Source organism: Chryseobacterium sp. II3a, assembly GCF_057815135.1.
Genome location: NZ_JBYPZJ010000003.1, coordinates 377256 through 391914 on the forward strand (window position 1 = coordinate 377256; position 14659 = coordinate 391914).

Sequence of the window (14659 nt, forward strand, 5' to 3'; positions counted from 1 at the left end):
TTTTAATAAACATCTTTGGCATATCGGCCGTTGAGCTCCATTTCTTCCAGATAATGAACAGCTTCTTCCTGACTGCGTTTTCCATGTTGTTGAATAATATTGAGCAGTGTATTTTCTACATCGCGGCTCATAGGATCTTTTGTGCCACATACATACACTGAAGCTCCGTTTTCAAGCCAGTAAAAGACTTCCTGTGCTTTTTGCTCCAGTTTGTGCTGTACATATACTTTTTCAGCAGTATCTCTTGAAAAGGCAAGATCCAGATGAGTTAAGCTTCCTGTTTTAAGGAAATCCTGAAGCTCAGCCTGATAAATAAAGTCTGATACAAAATTCCTGTCTCCAAAGAACAGCCAGTTCTTTCCTTCTGCACCCAGGGCATCACGCTCCCAAAGGAATGATCTGAAAGGAGCAATCCCGGTTCCCGGACCAATCATGATAATATCTTTATCTGGTTCCGGTAATCGGAAATGCCCTGCATCCTGAATGTAGAATTCAACGTCACTGCCTTCAGAGAATTCGCTGAGGTAACCGCTGCACAGACCGTTGTATTTCTGGTGGTCAATAAAGAATTCCGATCTGGCAACGGTAATATGGATCTCATTTTCGCCATGGGCTTCCGGAGAAGATGAGATGGAATATAAACGTGGTGCTTGTATGGTTAATATTTGAACTACTTCTTCAAATTCATCTGCATTTTTCACAGGATAAATTCTTAAAAGATCCAAAAGGCTTAAACGAACTTCCGAAATAGAATGTCCTGTAATCTTAGCATATTGAGCCACAACGGTTTTCAATAAATAGCTAATATTAAGATGTTTGTGTAAAAGCTCTTCTACGGTGTCTGTAACTTTTGTGGTTTCGAGCTGTTTTTTAGGATCAATTCCTGTTACGGCAATAATTTCATCTACCACAGATTTAGAATTGAAAGGGATAATTCCCAATGCTGCACCAGGTCGATAGTTTAAAGCATCTTCCGTTTCTATTTCAATGTGATAGGTTTCCTTTTCAGACGTAATATCATTCAGATTGATGATGGCTGATACTTTTCCCTGGTATTTTTTCCTTCCTGCTGAAGCCTTTTGAACAGGTGTACTGCCGGCTGAGGTTTTATTTACCGCTTCAAAAACATGTTCTATCCAGTTTTGAGCATCCTGCTCATAATCAATATCACATTTTTTTAGTGGAATAATACGCTGTGCTCCCAGGAGTTCAAAACGGGAATCTACGTCTTCTCCTGTTTTGCAGAATAAAGGATAGCTGGTATCTCCTAACGCAAGCACTCCAAATTTTAAAGCGCTAAGATTGATTTCATTTTCATAAATATAATCATAAAACTTCTTGGCCAATACCGGTGGATCTCCTTCTCCCTGAGTACTGATGACCACAAAGAAAAACTCTTCTTTTGAAAGATCTTTAGGTTTATACTGAGAAAGATCTGCTAATTTCACCTGAATTCCTTTCTTTTTGATGATTCCAGCAAGTGATGTGGCTAATTTTTTACTGTTTCCGGTTTCTGTACCATAAGCTAAGGTAATTTTCTTCACGGTATTCTGTTCCGGAAGAGTTACCTGTAAAGGTGGCTGTACAGCGGTAAGCGGTGATCCTGCCAATCCTGCAAGATATCCGCTTGCCCAGATGGATTCATCTCTGGAAAAATCGCTGGAGATTTGTTTAAGGATATTTAATTTAGTTTCAGACAGCATATTCGAAGAAATTTTGAGTTTTAGGGACTAAGCTTCCGTTTTCAACTGATTTAAAATAAAGACCTTCCTGCTCGGCATTTTCAAGCCAGGAGAATTCTTCATGAAGATTCACAACTTTTCCTATCACCACCAATGAGGGTGAGGCGAAGGATTTGTCACCCAGTGTTTTGCTGAAATCCTCAAAAGACGAGGTATACACTTTCTGGTAAGGTGTGGTAGCCTGTTCAATCACAGCGATTTTTTTCTCGTTTGAAACATTCAGGTCAATGAATTTTTCTACAAGACTGGTCAGGTTTCCTTTAGACATATAGAATACAAGGGTATCCTGAGTGTTGGCAAGATCTTTCCAATAGTCTTCAGTAAGAATTTCAGACTTATAATACGTAAGAAAACGAACAGATGTTGAATATCCTCTGGCTGTTAAAGGCATTCCCGCATAAGCAGCAGCTCCCAAAGCAGCTGTAATCCCCGGAATAATTTCAAAAGGAATATGATTTTCCTTCAAGGCCTGTAATTCATCCAGAATATTAGAGAAAATAGAAACATCTCCGCCTTTAAGTCTTACAACGGTTTTGTTCTGCAAAGCATAATCAACCATTAAAGTATTGATAAGAGACTGAGGTGTAGATGCATTTTTGCTGCATTCTTTGCCTACATAAATAAGCTCTGTGTCCTTGTTGACGTAAGTTTCTAAAATTTCAGGACTTACGAGACGGTCTGCCAGAACAACATCTGCTTTGGCGATGGCTTTTACGGCTTTTACTGTGATTAAATCAGGGTTGCCGGGCCCTGCACCGATAAGGTAAACCTTAGGTGATTTTATAGTTGGATTCATTGAAATCGGTGTTAGTTAAAGGATTTTAGAAGAGTCCCTCAAGAGAAAGATACCTTTCTCCGGTGTCGTAATTAATGGTAAGAATTTTTGCTCCAGGCTGTATTTGCGGTAAATGTTTTGCAATAGCGGCTAAGGCGGCTCCTGTGGAAACTCCCACAAAAAGTCCTTCTTTTTTAGCAGCGTTAATGGCATATTCATACGCTTCATCCTTCCCTACTGTAATCACTCCATCTAAAAGGGTAATATCTAATATGGAAGGTACAAAACCAGCTCCTAAACCTTGCAATGGATGTGGTGCAGGACTTCCGCCGCTTAACACAGGAGATAATTCCGGCTCTACTGCAATCACTTTAAGGTTAGGATATTTTTCCTTTAATGCTTTAGCAATTCCTGTGATATGTCCGCCGGTTCCTACTCCGGTAATCACATAATCCAACCCTTCCGGGAAATCTTGTAGAATTTCCTGTGCTGTAGTTTCTACGTGTATTTTTACATTAGCAGGATTATCAAACTGTCTCGGGATCCATGAATTGGAAGTTTCTTCTGTTAATTCGTTAGCTTTTTCGATAGCTCCTTTCATTCCTTTTTCTCTTGGCGTAAGCACAAATTCAGCTCCATAGGCTTCCATGATTTTACGACGTTCTATACTCATGCTTTCCGGCATTACCAGAATAAGCTTATATCCTTTTACTGCAGCTACCAATGCCAATCCTATTCCTGTATTTCCACTGGTAGGTTCAATGATGGTACTGTCTTTATTTAATAATCCTTTAGTTTCCGCATCTTCAATCATGGCTAAGGCAATTCTGTCCTTGATGCTTCCGCCTGGGTTGCTTTTTTCTAATTTAATCCAGATTTCATGGTCTGAATTGAATAAGTTATTGATCTTTACGACTGGTGTATTTCCAATGGTTTCTAGTGCGTTCTGAAATTTCATATCAATACAATTTTTTGTTTTTTCTGTTTTTATATTACAAAGGTTAATGATTCCGGTAACGGATTGTTATCCTTTATTCTTATTTCACTTTTGTTATAGACAAGTGAATTGGGTGGTACATCCTGTGTGATCCACACATTTCCACCAATAATACTGTCCCTGCCTATGGTTGTATTTCCACCTAAAATGGTTGCTCCCGAATAAATAATGACATGGTCCTCAATATTGGGATGCCTTTTCTGGTTGGCTTTTTCTTTGGAGACATTCAATGCACCAAGGGTTACTCCCTGGTATATTTTGACATGATCGCCAATAATGGTGGTTTCTCCAATGACAATTCCGGTTCCATGATCGATGAAAAAGTATTCTCCGATTATTGCGCCGGGATGAATGTCTATTCCAGTTTTGCTGTGTGCATATTCTGAAATGACACGAGGTAAAACCGGTATTTCCTGGTTCCAGAGTTGATGGGAAATTCTGTAAACATAGGTTGCAAAATATCCCGGGTATGCAAGGTATATTTCTTCTAGCGAGGCTGCTGCCGGATCAAATTCAAGGATGGACTGTGCATCCTGAACGAGATGGCTGTAGATCTGGGGCAAAGCCTCAAAAAAAGCATTCACCTGTACTTCGGTAAGATCTTGGTCTCTTGTTATTGTGTTAATCAGGATTGAAAGATGATCCTGCAGTTGGGCAAAATCCTGTTTCAGCTGATCGGGAGTATTGACTTGCTGTGGAAGAAACAATACTTTATACAATTCTTTTACAAAAGCCTTTACTCTTGCTCTGTCGAAGAATCCATGGGTTTTATGCTCTTTACTCTGTTGAATTCTTTCTATAAATTGGTTTGAAACTGACATTTTCTTTACTGAATTATGCAGGCTGCAACCGTTGAATTGGATGTTTCATCTACCAAAATTGCAGAACCTGTTCTTTTGTTATTGATAAAACTATCATAGACCAAAGGCTGTGCCGTTCGGAGGGTTACTTTTACCACTTCGTTCAGCTTAATATCGCCTTCTGCTTTTTCCTGGGTAAGCGTATTCACATCAATCTTGTAATCAATCTCTTTTACGACGGCTCTTATCAGTCTGCTGTTTTGCTGTAAGAGATATTTATTACCCGGTTGTAATGATTTTTGATCCAGCCAGCATAGCAAAACTTCAAGGTCTTTTTCAATGACAGGAAGCTGTTCTTCCGTAGCAAAAATATCGCCCCTGCTGATGTCCACATCATCTGTTACATGGATAACCACGGGTTGTCCTTCAAAAGCTTCTTTTTTTTCAATCCCATTGATCTCGATTTTAGCAATTTCGCTGGTAATACCTGCGGGAAGAATGTGGATTTTGTCTCCTTTCTGAAATTTTCCGCTTAAAACCTGCCCTGCATATCCTCTGTAGTCATGTAATTCTTCAGTCTGAGGACGAATGACATACTGAACCTGGAAACGGCTTCCGGTATTCAATTCTTCATTCAGTGTCACATTTTCCAGATATTCTAAAAGTGAAGGTCCCTGATACCAATCTGTCTGAGATGATTTTGAAACAATATTGTCTCCTTTCAGTGCAGAGATCGGGAAATAGCTTACCTCATTTATTCCAAGATTTTCCGCAATTTTAGCGTAATCTGCTTTGATGGTTTCAAATACTTCCTGCGAATAATCCACCATATCCATTTTATTGATAGCTACCGCTACTTTTTTCAGTTTTAATAATGAAGCAATGATAGAGTGTCTTCTGGTTTGTTCAATCACTCCTTGTCTGGCATCGATCAGAATGACCATCAGATCAGAGTTGGAAGCTCCGGTAATCATGTTTCTGGTATATTGTACATGGCCTGGAGCATCAGCAATGATGAATTTTCTCTTCGAGGTTGAAAAATACCTGTAAGCAACATCAATGGTGATCCCCTGCTCTCTTTCAGCACGTAATCCGTCTGTAAGAAGGGCAAGGTCTACGCCGTCATCATTTTTGTTTTTAGAATGTTTTTCCAGTACTTCTAACTGGTCCTGTAAAATACTTTTACTATCGTATAGCAGTCTTCCGATCAGAGTACTTTTACCGTCATCTACGCTTCCTGCTGTTATAAATCTTAATATATCCATCTGTTTTGTTTATGAGTAATGAATAATGGGCAATGAGTAATGGTGAATATCATAAGTAAAAAGCTGTCAATCTAATTACTTATTACTCATTGCTGATTATTAATCTAAAAATAGCCTCCTTTTTTACGGTCTTCCATCGCCGCTTCTGTCACGCGGTCATCAATTCTGGTTTCTCCGCGTTCAGAAATTCTGGTGGCTACAATTTCTTCAATCACAGCGTCAATGGTTGTTGCTTTTGATTCTACGGCTGCGGTACAGGTCATATCTCCTACCGTTCTGTATCTTATCTTTTTGATGGTAATTACATCATCCGTTTCTAATGTTGCATGATGAGAGTTGGCAATCCATTGTCCGTTAAGGTCTACCACTTCCCTGTCATGCGAGAAGTAAATGGAAGGGAGTTCAATTTTTTCTCTTCGGATATAATTCCAGATATCGAGTTCTGTCCAGTTGCTGATTGGGAAAACTCTTACATTTTCTCCTTTCTGGATTTTTCCGTTGAAGATGCTCCATAATTCAGGACGTTGTAATTTTGGATCCCATTGCCCGAATTCATCACGAACTGAGAAGATTCTTTCCTTAGCCCGGGCTTTTTCTTCGTCTCTGCGGGCGCCTCCGATACAGGCATCAAATTCAAATTCTTCTATGGTATCCAGTAAAGTAAAGGTCTGTAACCAGTTTCTGCTTGGGAATTTTCCTTTAGGCTCTGTTAAGCTTTTCTTTTTGATCGTATCTTCTACTTTACGAACTACCAGATCAACTTCTAGCTGATTAACAAGCTCATCTCTAAAGTTCAATACCTCAGGAAAGTTATGTCCAGTATCTACATGAACAAACTTGAAAGGAATTTTTCCGTAACGGAAAGCTTTTGAGGCTAAATGAGCCAGCACAATACTATCCTTTCCACCGCTGAACAGCAGTGCCGGACGTTCAAACTGTCCTGCTACTTCCCTTAAAATATAAATAGATTCAGCTTCCAACTGATCCAGGTAATCTAAATGATATGTTGACATATTTTTTCTTTTTTATTGATGAATATGCAGACCGCATTCTTTTTTATTGGCATCTTCCCACCACCATCGGCCTGCTCTGAAATCTTCTCCTTCCTGGATCGCTCTGGTACATGGCTCACATCCAATGCTTACAAATCCTTTTTTATGAAGATAATTGTAAGGAAGTTGATGGGTTTTAACGTAATCTGTCACCTGCTCTGTACTCCAGTGAAGAAGTGGGTGAAACTTAATGATCTGATTATCTTCATCCCATTCCAGTGCCGGCATATTCTGCCTGTTTGGGGAATGTTCTGCCCTTAAACCGGTGATCCATATTTTATATCCTTTTAAAGCAGATTTCAAAGGATGTACTTTTCTGATACTACAACAGGCTTTTCTCTGTTCTACGGACTGATAAAAAGAATTGGGTCCGTTTTCTGATACAAATTTTTTCAGTTCTTCAGTATCCGGATAGTAAGCTTTAATCTCTTTTTTGAAGAAAGCTTTTGTGGAAGCCCAGGTTTCGTAAGTATGCTCGAAAAGTCTTCCTGTATCCAGAGTGAAAATATCAACGTTCAGATTTTTTATCAGATGAGTGATGACCTGATCTTCATAGCTGAAGCTTGTTGAAAATACTACTCCACCCGGAAATCTTTCTGTCAATAATTGTAAAATATGTTGTTCAGAAGATATCCCGGAGGTTTCTTCCTTCAATTTTTCGAAATCGCTTTTCAGACTGTTTTCCATTTCCATTCCAATTTGTTGATGCAAATATATATAAAATTCTATAACTCCTATCAAAATAGTAGAATTTAAATGAAAAAAAATTATTTTTTGTTGATAAACGAGGTCAGAGTGGTCTCCATCATGCTTTTTCTGGTTTTTTCACGAACAATAATTAATTCATTTCTAAGGTAACATTCTGCTTCATCTACACAATCGTCACATGCTTCATAGAAGTTTAGGGACACACAGGGAGTTAAGGCAATAGGCCCGTCAAAAATACGGTAGATATCCGCCAATGATACTTCATCGGGTGATTTTAAAAGGTAATACCCTCCTACTTTTCCTTGTTTGCTGTTAACAAGTTTGGTTCTTTTAAGCTCAAGAAGGATTTGCTCCAGAAATTTTTTGGGAATGTTCTCATCCTGTGCAATAACAGAAGTGGACAGATAGCCTTGATTGTAATTTCTTGCTAATCTGACCATTGCTTTCAGCGCGTATTTGCAACGTTTGGACATCATAATCTACGCAAGGTATAACAAATTATCTGATTATCGAAATGTTTTTACGGAATGAAAACCCTGGTTAGCAATTAAGGAACTGAAGTTCAAAACCCCTATAAAGTTTTATTTTCTTTTTTAAAGGCAGACGGAGACTTGCTTTTATAGGTTTTGAATATTTTATTGAAATGGCTAACGTCATTAAAACCAAGTTTATCTGCAATTTCACTGATGTTATAATTACTTTGAAGCAGAAGTTTTTCAGCACCTTTCACTTTATACTGGATGATATGCTGTTGGATGGAAAATCCCGTTTCTTTTTTAATATAAATACTGATGTAATTTGGCGAAAGCATAAATTCTTTAGCCAGGTTTTCAATTTTCATTTTGTCGGCATCCAGAAAATTGACGTTGATGTAGTATAATATTCTGTCGATTCTGCTTAAGTTTTGAGAAACCCATTTTTTACTGTTAGCATTGTTCATGGTATTTCTGGTGAGAATGGTAAAAATAGTTGAAAAGAGATCTGCTGCAATTTCTTTATTGTATAAAGTTTTATGGGTGAATTCATGCAAAAGAATATGGGAAAGCTGAAGAAGATGCTCTCTGTCTGTTTTACTTTTAATCACTGATTCATACACAAAAGAGCGATCTTCCATCAATAACTGAATAATTTTTTTAAGTTCACTTTTCTTATTCATCAAAAGGTTTTCCCAGAGATATCCTTCAGTAAATTTTATATAGATGAATCTGGTTTTGCTTTGAATGGTGAATTCATGAGCATCACTGGGTCTGAGGAGAAATATATCTCCTTTTTGATAATGAAATGTAATGCCATTCAGGTGATGGGTACCTTTTCCATTTTGAACGATAATCAGTTCATAGAAGTTATGATTGTGATATTCTATGTCCCAGCTCTCTTTTTCGATGCTGAAAACGTTAAAGGAATTGAAGTTGACAATTCTTTTCATTGATAATGGATTTTTACAAATTTAAGATTAATTTTTACAATAATAATCAATGATTTATGAGTGAATTTTGCAGTATAAATACATACAAAATGAAATATATAAAACAATCGGTAATGGTGCTTGCTGCAACAGTATTTTTAGTATCCGGATTTAAAGCCAATGATGATGTTGGAAAAAGAAGTCCAAAAGAAGAAAAACTTCCTGTAACTAAAAAATATTGGCCTAATGGTGCCCAATTGGTCATTTCTGTATCCATGCAGTTTGAAACAGGTGGCCAGCCCGAAGGGGCGGAAAGTCCTTTTAGTAATACTCCACTTCCTAAAGGTTATCGGGATCTTCCTGCAGAAAGCTGGTATCGCTATGGTGGAAATGAAGGGATTTACCGGATGCTGGATTTATGGAAAAAATATAATATCAAAGTAACCTCTCATGTAGTAGGAACTGCTGCTGAGAAATATCCGGACATTGCAAAAGCTATTGCTAATGGTGGTCATGAGATTGCAGCTCATGGGATTTCATGGGACAATCAGTGGAATAAAAGTTATGATGAAGAATTACAGTTTGTAAAACAGGGAGTGGATGCCGTAGCAAAAATTACAGGACAGAAAGCTGTGGGTTACAACTGCAACTGGTTGAGAAGAAGCCCGAATACTCTGAAAGTATTACAAGAACTTGGATTTCTTTATCATATTGATGATCTCAGCCATGATGAGCCTTTTATTACCAGAGTAAAGGGGAAAAATTTTGTAGTGATTCCTTACACGCTTAGGAATAATGATATTGTGAATATTGAAGGAAAACACTGGAGTCCGGATCAGTTTCTTGCCCAGCTTAAGTTTGAATTTGACAGGCTTTATGAGGAAGGAGCCACCAAAAGAAGAATGATGAGCATCAGTTTCCATGACAGAATAGGCGGAACTCCTGCAATGGTTCATGCTATGGAAGAATTTATCAAATATACAAAAGAAAAACAAGGTGTGGTCTTTATGAGAAAAGATGATATTGCTAAAATGGTGATGAATGATCCTGATACTCCGGTTGATAGCAGTGAAGCACAATTCAATAATTAACAAGTGATTTTTCAAATTAAAATAAACATTCAACCCTACTTTTATGAATAAGAATACTGCCTATTTTTTCCTTCGTTTATCAATGGGGATCAATTTTTTGGGACATGGATTGGTAAGATTAACCAAGCTTCATGATTTTGCTGAAGGAATGACCAAAAGCTTTGAAAAAAGCTGGCTCCCTCAACTGTTTGTACATATGTTCAGTACGACACTTCCCTTTTTAGAATTTATTGTCGGATTACTGCTTATCATTGGTTTTAAGACAAGAATTGCAGCGATGGCAGGCGCTTCGTTAATTATACTGTTATTATTTGGCAGTAGTACAGTTGAAAACTGGGAAGCTATGGGAATTCAGATGATCTATGCGGGATTGTTTTATATCCTGATTTCCAGAATAGATGATAATGCTCTCTCTCTGGAAAGAAATAATAAATAATAAAAGAGAAAGTAAACCGGAAGGTCCTTTTGGTTTACTTTCTTTCAGTTTCTTACTCTATTCTGATTCTTTTGAATATAAAAAATAAGCGAGTTCTCTGTTTTCTTCTATCAGATTTTCATTTCGGTTAAATCCACATTTGAGAAGTACTTTTTGAGAACCGATATTATCAAGATCTGTTACGGCAACAATATCTCTTTTTTCGTCTGTTGATAGGCAATGACCCACAAGTGCCTGGCATATCTGGGTTCCGATTCCTTTTCCCCAATAGTTTTCTCCAAGGATATACCCGATTTCTGTGCTGTCGGGATGATGATGGAAGGCTCTTGCCAAACAAATTCCTACAAAATCATCATTCTGAGCATTAAATATTCCCCATCTGCTGAACGGCCCTTCTTTATAATCTGATAATGCTTTTTCAAACATTTCTTTAAATTCTTCAGGAGATTTGTAAGGCAGATAGCGGGTAACATTTTCATTTTTAAACAGGTCTAGGAATAAATTGAGTTCTTGCGGAGTGAACTCTCGTATAATGATCGTATCGTTTTTATAGTACATAAGAATAATTTACGTTTGAAATTGATACATAAAATTACGTAAATAAACTCACAATTGCCGATAAAACCTGACAATATTCGTCATAAAGTAAAAATGGGCTTAAAAAATTAAGCCCATTTTTTATTCAACAAGTGAATACTAACATATCACTACTAAATTATTTCATTAAATGTATGTTTTATCCTATTTTTTAATGAATTTCTGGGAAGATTTCCCTAAAGAAGTTTCAATATCAATTAAATAAGTTCCGCCTAGGAAGTGTTTAACATCAACCTTATCCCCAATAACTTTAGCATCCATTTTTCTTCCAGACATATCGTAAACAGAAATTGATTTAATTTCCCCTTTTGTTTTAATATTCAATACATCAGAAACTGGATTTGGATAGATGGATGTTTCTGAATTTGTTGTATTAACGTCTGAAGTGGATAATGATGATAATGGTAATGCGCAAGGCGTTGTAATACTGCCATTTGGTTGTGTATTATATGCAAACTCAGTTACAGAATAACCTGAACCATTGGCCCCAACATTCAGTTTGAAATAACCGTTAATATTGTAGCCTTCGAATTGGTTTCTAAAACCAACATAAGCGGTTTGGCCAGACCAGGTAGTATATGTAGGGGTGTACACGTCAAGTTGTCCGGGAGTACCCGTTGGATAACCTATATTATTTGCATTACTTATAGTGGTGCAAGATGGAATTAAACTAATATTTCTTGTCCCTACTCCACATACTAATCCTTTCCAATAGGTTTCCAATTTTAATTGATTGGCTCCATAGTACCAAGCGCCATACCCTGCATCATCACTAAGCTCCGGGTTAATGATAAAATATTTCCAAGGTGCTCCGGAGTTGGTTGTTACTGTTGTTGGTGTTGGATTGGCATAACTTTCCAGAGGAGTTCCTGTAACTATTTTATAGGGATCTTTGTAAGAAAAAGTTAATGCCAAAGATGTGGTTGATCCTAATGAAGTTACGCCTCCTGTTATAGCCGGATTTAAGAATGTAATTGATGAATTCAGGACCTGACTTTTAAGATGGCTGGTTGCCGCACCATTTATGGTAAGTGTAGCAGTAGTAGGGCTTGTAACTGCTATAGTTGCTGTTAGTCCTGCTGGTAATGAAGAAGTGAAATGTGTTCCTGAAATAAGAGTTGTTCCATTTGGTACGGCAAATGTGGCTCCGTTTAGGGTAATGGTTGATGTAGGAGCAGATGCTACTGTTCCATCTAATGACACGGCTCCATTATTGTTTAAGTTCTCTGTAAAGGTACTGTTGCTAAGGGTTAATTTAGGCAGAGTATTGGCAACTCCGGTTGCAGCTAAGTTGGCAGGCTGCCATAAATTTATTCTTGACGGGTGATTTAATGCGGCTAACATTCTGTTAACCTGTCCATTGGTAAACATTTTATAACACCCAGCGGAACCGTTGTATCCCATATAGTTTTCAACGTTCACTTTTTGTCCAAGACAATTGTTTCCAGTTGTACATCCTAATCCGGAAGAATTATTTTCTACAGGGGTGTCAGCAACTCCGTCACCATCATTACCAGGGTTCGAAGTTGAACAAAGAACATTGAATGTGTGTTGAAGATTTAACCAATGTCCAAATTCGTGAGTGAATGTATCAGAAAACTCGTTTGAAGCCACAGTTCCTGCAGCATCATATATATAACGGCCATTATAAACAACTCTTGCAGTATTTACTGAAGACATGTACGAATCCGGGTACCAGGCAACTCCCGATTGATATAAATCTTTATTAGCATATAGATCATTTTGTATATACACATTCATATACTTTGTATTATCCCATGCATCTGCGCCAATTTGTGTATCATATCCGCCTCCGTTGCCATATCCACTTTTGAAAGGGTGAAATACCACTCCACTTGTTGCTTTTCCGGTTGGGTCAATTTTAGCTAAGCGGAATTCAATACTTAATGTGCCCCTAATCGGCTGGAAGTAAGGGTCTATAGTGTTTGAATCGGTATTGATTCCATTGAAATTTAAGTTGATTTGTTGCAGCAAGTCAACTACTTTTTGGTAATTTACTTTTACATTACTCTGAGACTCTCCATACACATGAAAAACCACAGGGATGATGTAGGTGGGATTGCTGGCCTTTTTATTCAATGGAGTTTTGTTTGATTCCATTTTTTTCACAAAATCTTTGGTGAATTTTTCAAATTTTTCATATTCAGCCTTAGATTCAGGGTGCCGTTCGAAATGTTTTTTCATCATTTCATCTGCTTTACACTCATGAGGTCTGTTTTCCTGAGCAAAACCTATTATTGGAAATAGGGAAACAAGTAGTAGTAATTTAAATTTTTTCATGATTTTTTGGATTTGTTTGTTAATAAATTATTTGAATAGTCGATTTTTCTCATGTTTTTGTCAACAACTTTACCATCTCCAATGGTTCTGATTCTTTGCTTTCACAGGAATAGCAAAATAAGAACCCGTTAAAAAATGCAATCTTCATCATAGAATGTATTGCAAGAGTTACTGTTTTCATAAATAATAATTTTGTGTGTTATGTGATGTTTTCTAATTAAATCTTTCAGGGTTAAATATCTTTATCTCAACCGTTGGCTTTTGGTCATTGGCAAGCTCAGAAACTGTTTTTCCGAAAATAGGTCCGAGACTTAAGCCCATCATTCCGCCACCACCTGCAATAATCAGGTTTTTTAGTTTGGAAGACTGCCCCAGGTAAGGAAGCCCATCCGGAGCACAAGGTCTGTAACCAAACCAGATTTCCGATTCTTTGGGTAATTTAACCTGAAAATCTGGCAAATATTTGGGAATAGATTGTACGATTCCCTCTACCCTTTTCATATTAATTTTATTCTGATGGGAAGCCAGCTCCATGGTGCCTCCAAAACGGATTTGTCCATTCATGGGGGTTACCGCTACTCTTGCTTCTAATAACAATGCAGCATGTTCCAACCTATGAATTAGGTTTTCAGGAGTATGCATAAAAGAATAACCCTTTCCTGGCATCAATTGAATTTTAATCCCTGCTTTTTGGGCAAGTTCCGGCAAAAATGAACCTCCAGTCATTACAAAATGGTCTGCTGAAAACTTTTTACCATTCGCTATGATCGCATTTATGGTGTTCCCTGCAATTTCATATCCTGTTACCTTGTGCTGTGTGTGGAAAATAACACCATTGTTTTGAAGGTAAGAGATCATTTGCTTCATCAATTTTACCGGATTCATATGGCCGTCACATCTGTAATTGACTCCTCCGATGACATCCAGTTGAGCATTGGGTTCCAGTTTCTGAATTCCCTTTTTATCCAGAATATCAACTGTTAATCCTAAACTGGTGGCTTTATGAGCAAGTTCTGTTTCCTCTTCGGCTACTTTGTCTGTTTTATAAAGCATCAGAATTCCGTTTTGATTCAGTTCAAAATCAAATTCAGGGTTTTGGGCAATTTCATTGTAAAGACTGCTGCTTGCCAAATTAAGATCTCTGATGGTTGCTGCTGAGCGGTCTACATGGTTCTGATTGGAATGTTTCAGGAATTTTAATCCCCAGGATAGTAATTGAGTACTGAGCGAGGGTTTCACATAAAATGGACTTTTACTGTCGAACATCCAACGGATTCCCTGTGCGACTACTCCGGGAGCAGCCAAAGGGGTAAAATGGCTGGGTACAATCATACCAGCATTGCCATAAGAGCAATTGTTACTAAGGTCATTTTGTTCCAGAATTTCTACCTGCCAGCCTTTCTGTAAAAGATAATATGCTGAGCTTAATCCTGCGATTCCGGCACCTATAATCAGTGCTTTGCCTTTATTTTGTGTCATAACTCGTTACA

At 37.7% G+C, this 14659-nt stretch carries 14 protein-coding genes; 2 read left to right on the top strand and 12 right to left on the bottom strand.

Annotated elements, in window-relative coordinates; all coding sequences use genetic code 11:
• Positions 1-2: 2 nt before the first annotated feature.
• The 9 genes from AC3HD6_RS10250 to AC3HD6_RS10290 all read right to left on the bottom strand — a co-directional run bounded on the left by AC3HD6_RS10250 (position 3) and on the right by AC3HD6_RS10290 (position 8765).
• Entirely contained in the window at positions 3-1703 is a 1701-nt protein-coding gene (locus AC3HD6_RS10250) for a diflavin oxidoreductase (protein ID WP_488896247.1), read from the bottom strand.
• Positions 1693-2538, bottom strand: a complete 846-nt coding sequence (gene cobA, locus AC3HD6_RS10255; RefSeq protein ID WP_488896248.1) for a uroporphyrinogen-III C-methyltransferase — start codon at positions 2536-2538, stop codon at positions 1693-1695. The genes AC3HD6_RS10250 and cobA overlap by 11 nt, the downstream gene beginning before the upstream one ends.
• A 25-nt stretch (positions 2539-2563) precedes the next feature.
• The gene (gene cysK, locus AC3HD6_RS10260) at positions 2564-3475 is read right to left on the bottom strand and encodes a cysteine synthase A (RefSeq protein ID WP_488896249.1); all 912 of its coding nucleotides are present in this window, start codon (positions 3473-3475) and stop codon (positions 2564-2566) included.
• A 29-nt stretch (positions 3476-3504) separates the two neighbouring features.
• Positions 3505-4335, bottom strand: coding sequence for a serine O-acetyltransferase EpsC (gene epsC, locus AC3HD6_RS10265; RefSeq protein WP_488896250.1), 831 nt, complete (start codon positions 4333-4335; stop codon positions 3505-3507).
• 5 nt (positions 4336-4340) lie between these two features.
• On the bottom strand, positions 4341-5579 hold the full coding sequence (locus AC3HD6_RS10270; protein ID WP_488896251.1) for a sulfate adenylyltransferase subunit 1: 1239 nt from the start codon (positions 5577-5579) through the stop codon (positions 4341-4343).
• Positions 5580-5683: 104 nt separating this feature from the next.
• Positions 5684-6592, bottom strand: coding sequence for a sulfate adenylyltransferase subunit CysD (cysD, locus tag AC3HD6_RS10275; RefSeq protein ID WP_488896252.1), 909 nt, complete (start codon positions 6590-6592; stop codon positions 5684-5686).
• Positions 6593-6604: 12 nt separating this feature from the next.
• Positions 6605-7318 carry a phosphoadenylyl-sulfate reductase gene (locus tag AC3HD6_RS10280; protein WP_488896441.1) on the bottom strand — a complete coding sequence of 238 codons (714 nt, stop codon included), beginning with the start codon at positions 7316-7318 and terminating at the stop codon, positions 6605-6607.
• Between the two features lie 80 nt (positions 7319-7398).
• Positions 7399-7815, bottom strand: a complete 417-nt coding sequence (locus tag AC3HD6_RS10285; protein WP_488896253.1) for an RrF2 family transcriptional regulator — start codon at positions 7813-7815, stop codon at positions 7399-7401.
• Positions 7816-7910: 95 nt separating this feature from the next.
• On the bottom strand, positions 7911-8765 hold the full coding sequence (locus AC3HD6_RS10290; protein ID WP_488896254.1) for an AraC family transcriptional regulator: 855 nt from the start codon (positions 8763-8765) through the stop codon (positions 7911-7913).
• Between the two features lie 89 nt (positions 8766-8854).
• Here AC3HD6_RS10290 and AC3HD6_RS10295 point away from each other — a divergent pair, with 89 nt between their 5' ends.
• Together AC3HD6_RS10295 and AC3HD6_RS10300 are read left to right on the top strand one after the other, a co-directional pair.
• Complete coding sequence (locus tag AC3HD6_RS10295) at positions 8855-9835, top strand: polysaccharide deacetylase family protein (RefSeq protein ID WP_488896255.1); 981 nt, start codon at positions 8855-8857, stop codon at positions 9833-9835.
• A 43-nt stretch (positions 9836-9878) separates the two neighbouring features.
• A complete protein-coding gene (locus AC3HD6_RS10300; protein WP_488896256.1) occupies positions 9879-10271 on the top strand; it encodes a DoxX family protein in 393 nt (130 codons plus the stop codon).
• A 57-nt stretch (positions 10272-10328) separates the two neighbouring features.
• Here the strand turns inward: AC3HD6_RS10300 and AC3HD6_RS10305 are convergent, their stop codons facing one another.
• The 3 genes from AC3HD6_RS10305 to AC3HD6_RS10315 all read right to left on the bottom strand — a co-directional run bounded on the left by AC3HD6_RS10305 (position 10329) and on the right by AC3HD6_RS10315 (position 14648).
• Complete coding sequence (locus AC3HD6_RS10305; RefSeq protein WP_488896257.1) at positions 10329-10829, bottom strand: GNAT family N-acetyltransferase; 501 nt, start codon at positions 10827-10829, stop codon at positions 10329-10331.
• Positions 10830-11012: 183 nt separating this feature from the next.
• A complete protein-coding gene (locus AC3HD6_RS10310; RefSeq protein ID WP_488896258.1) occupies positions 11013-13169 on the bottom strand; it encodes a M43 family zinc metalloprotease in 2157 nt (718 codons plus the stop codon).
• Between the two features lie 213 nt (positions 13170-13382).
• The gene (locus AC3HD6_RS10315; RefSeq protein WP_488896259.1) at positions 13383-14648 is read right to left on the bottom strand and encodes an NAD(P)/FAD-dependent oxidoreductase; all 1266 of its coding nucleotides are present in this window, start codon (positions 14646-14648) and stop codon (positions 13383-13385) included.
• Between the last annotated feature and the right edge of the window lie 11 nt (positions 14649-14659).

Coding starts and splice junctions, on each gene's coding strand:
- AC3HD6_RS10250 (WP_488896247.1), bottom strand. CDS start 1,703: ATGCTGTCTGAAACTAAATTAAATATCCTTAAACAAATCTCCAGCGAT.
- cobA (WP_488896248.1), bottom strand. CDS start 2,538: ATGAATCCAACTATAAAATCACCTAAGGTTTACCTTATCGGTGCAGGG.
- cysK (WP_488896249.1), bottom strand. CDS start 3,475: ATGAAATTTCAGAACGCACTAGAAACCATTGGAAATACACCAGTCGTA.
- epsC (WP_488896250.1), bottom strand. CDS start 4,335: ATGTCAGTTTCAAACCAATTTATAGAAAGAATTCAACAGAGTAAAGAG.
- AC3HD6_RS10270 (WP_488896251.1), bottom strand. CDS start 5,579: ATGGATATATTAAGATTTATAACAGCAGGAAGCGTAGATGACGGTAAA.
- cysD (WP_488896252.1), bottom strand. CDS start 6,592: ATGTCAACATATCATTTAGATTACCTGGATCAGTTGGAAGCTGAATCT.
- AC3HD6_RS10280 (WP_488896441.1), bottom strand. CDS start 7,318: ATGGAAAACAGTCTGAAAAGCGATTTCGAAAAATTGAAGGAAGAAACC.
- AC3HD6_RS10285 (WP_488896253.1), bottom strand. CDS start 7,815: ATGATGTCCAAACGTTGCAAATACGCGCTGAAAGCAATGGTCAGATTA.
- AC3HD6_RS10290 (WP_488896254.1), bottom strand. CDS start 8,765: ATGAAAAGAATTGTCAACTTCAATTCCTTTAACGTTTTCAGCATCGAA.
- AC3HD6_RS10295 (WP_488896255.1), top strand. CDS start 8,855: ATGAAATATATAAAACAATCGGTAATGGTGCTTGCTGCAACAGTATTT.
- AC3HD6_RS10300 (WP_488896256.1), top strand. CDS start 9,879: ATGAATAAGAATACTGCCTATTTTTTCCTTCGTTTATCAATGGGGATC.
- AC3HD6_RS10305 (WP_488896257.1), bottom strand. CDS start 10,829: ATGTACTATAAAAACGATACGATCATTATACGAGAGTTCACTCCGCAA.
- AC3HD6_RS10310 (WP_488896258.1), bottom strand. CDS start 13,169: ATGAAAAAATTTAAATTACTACTACTTGTTTCCCTATTTCCAATAATA.
- AC3HD6_RS10315 (WP_488896259.1), bottom strand. CDS start 14,648: ATGACACAAAATAAAGGCAAAGCACTGATTATAGGTGCCGGAATCGCA.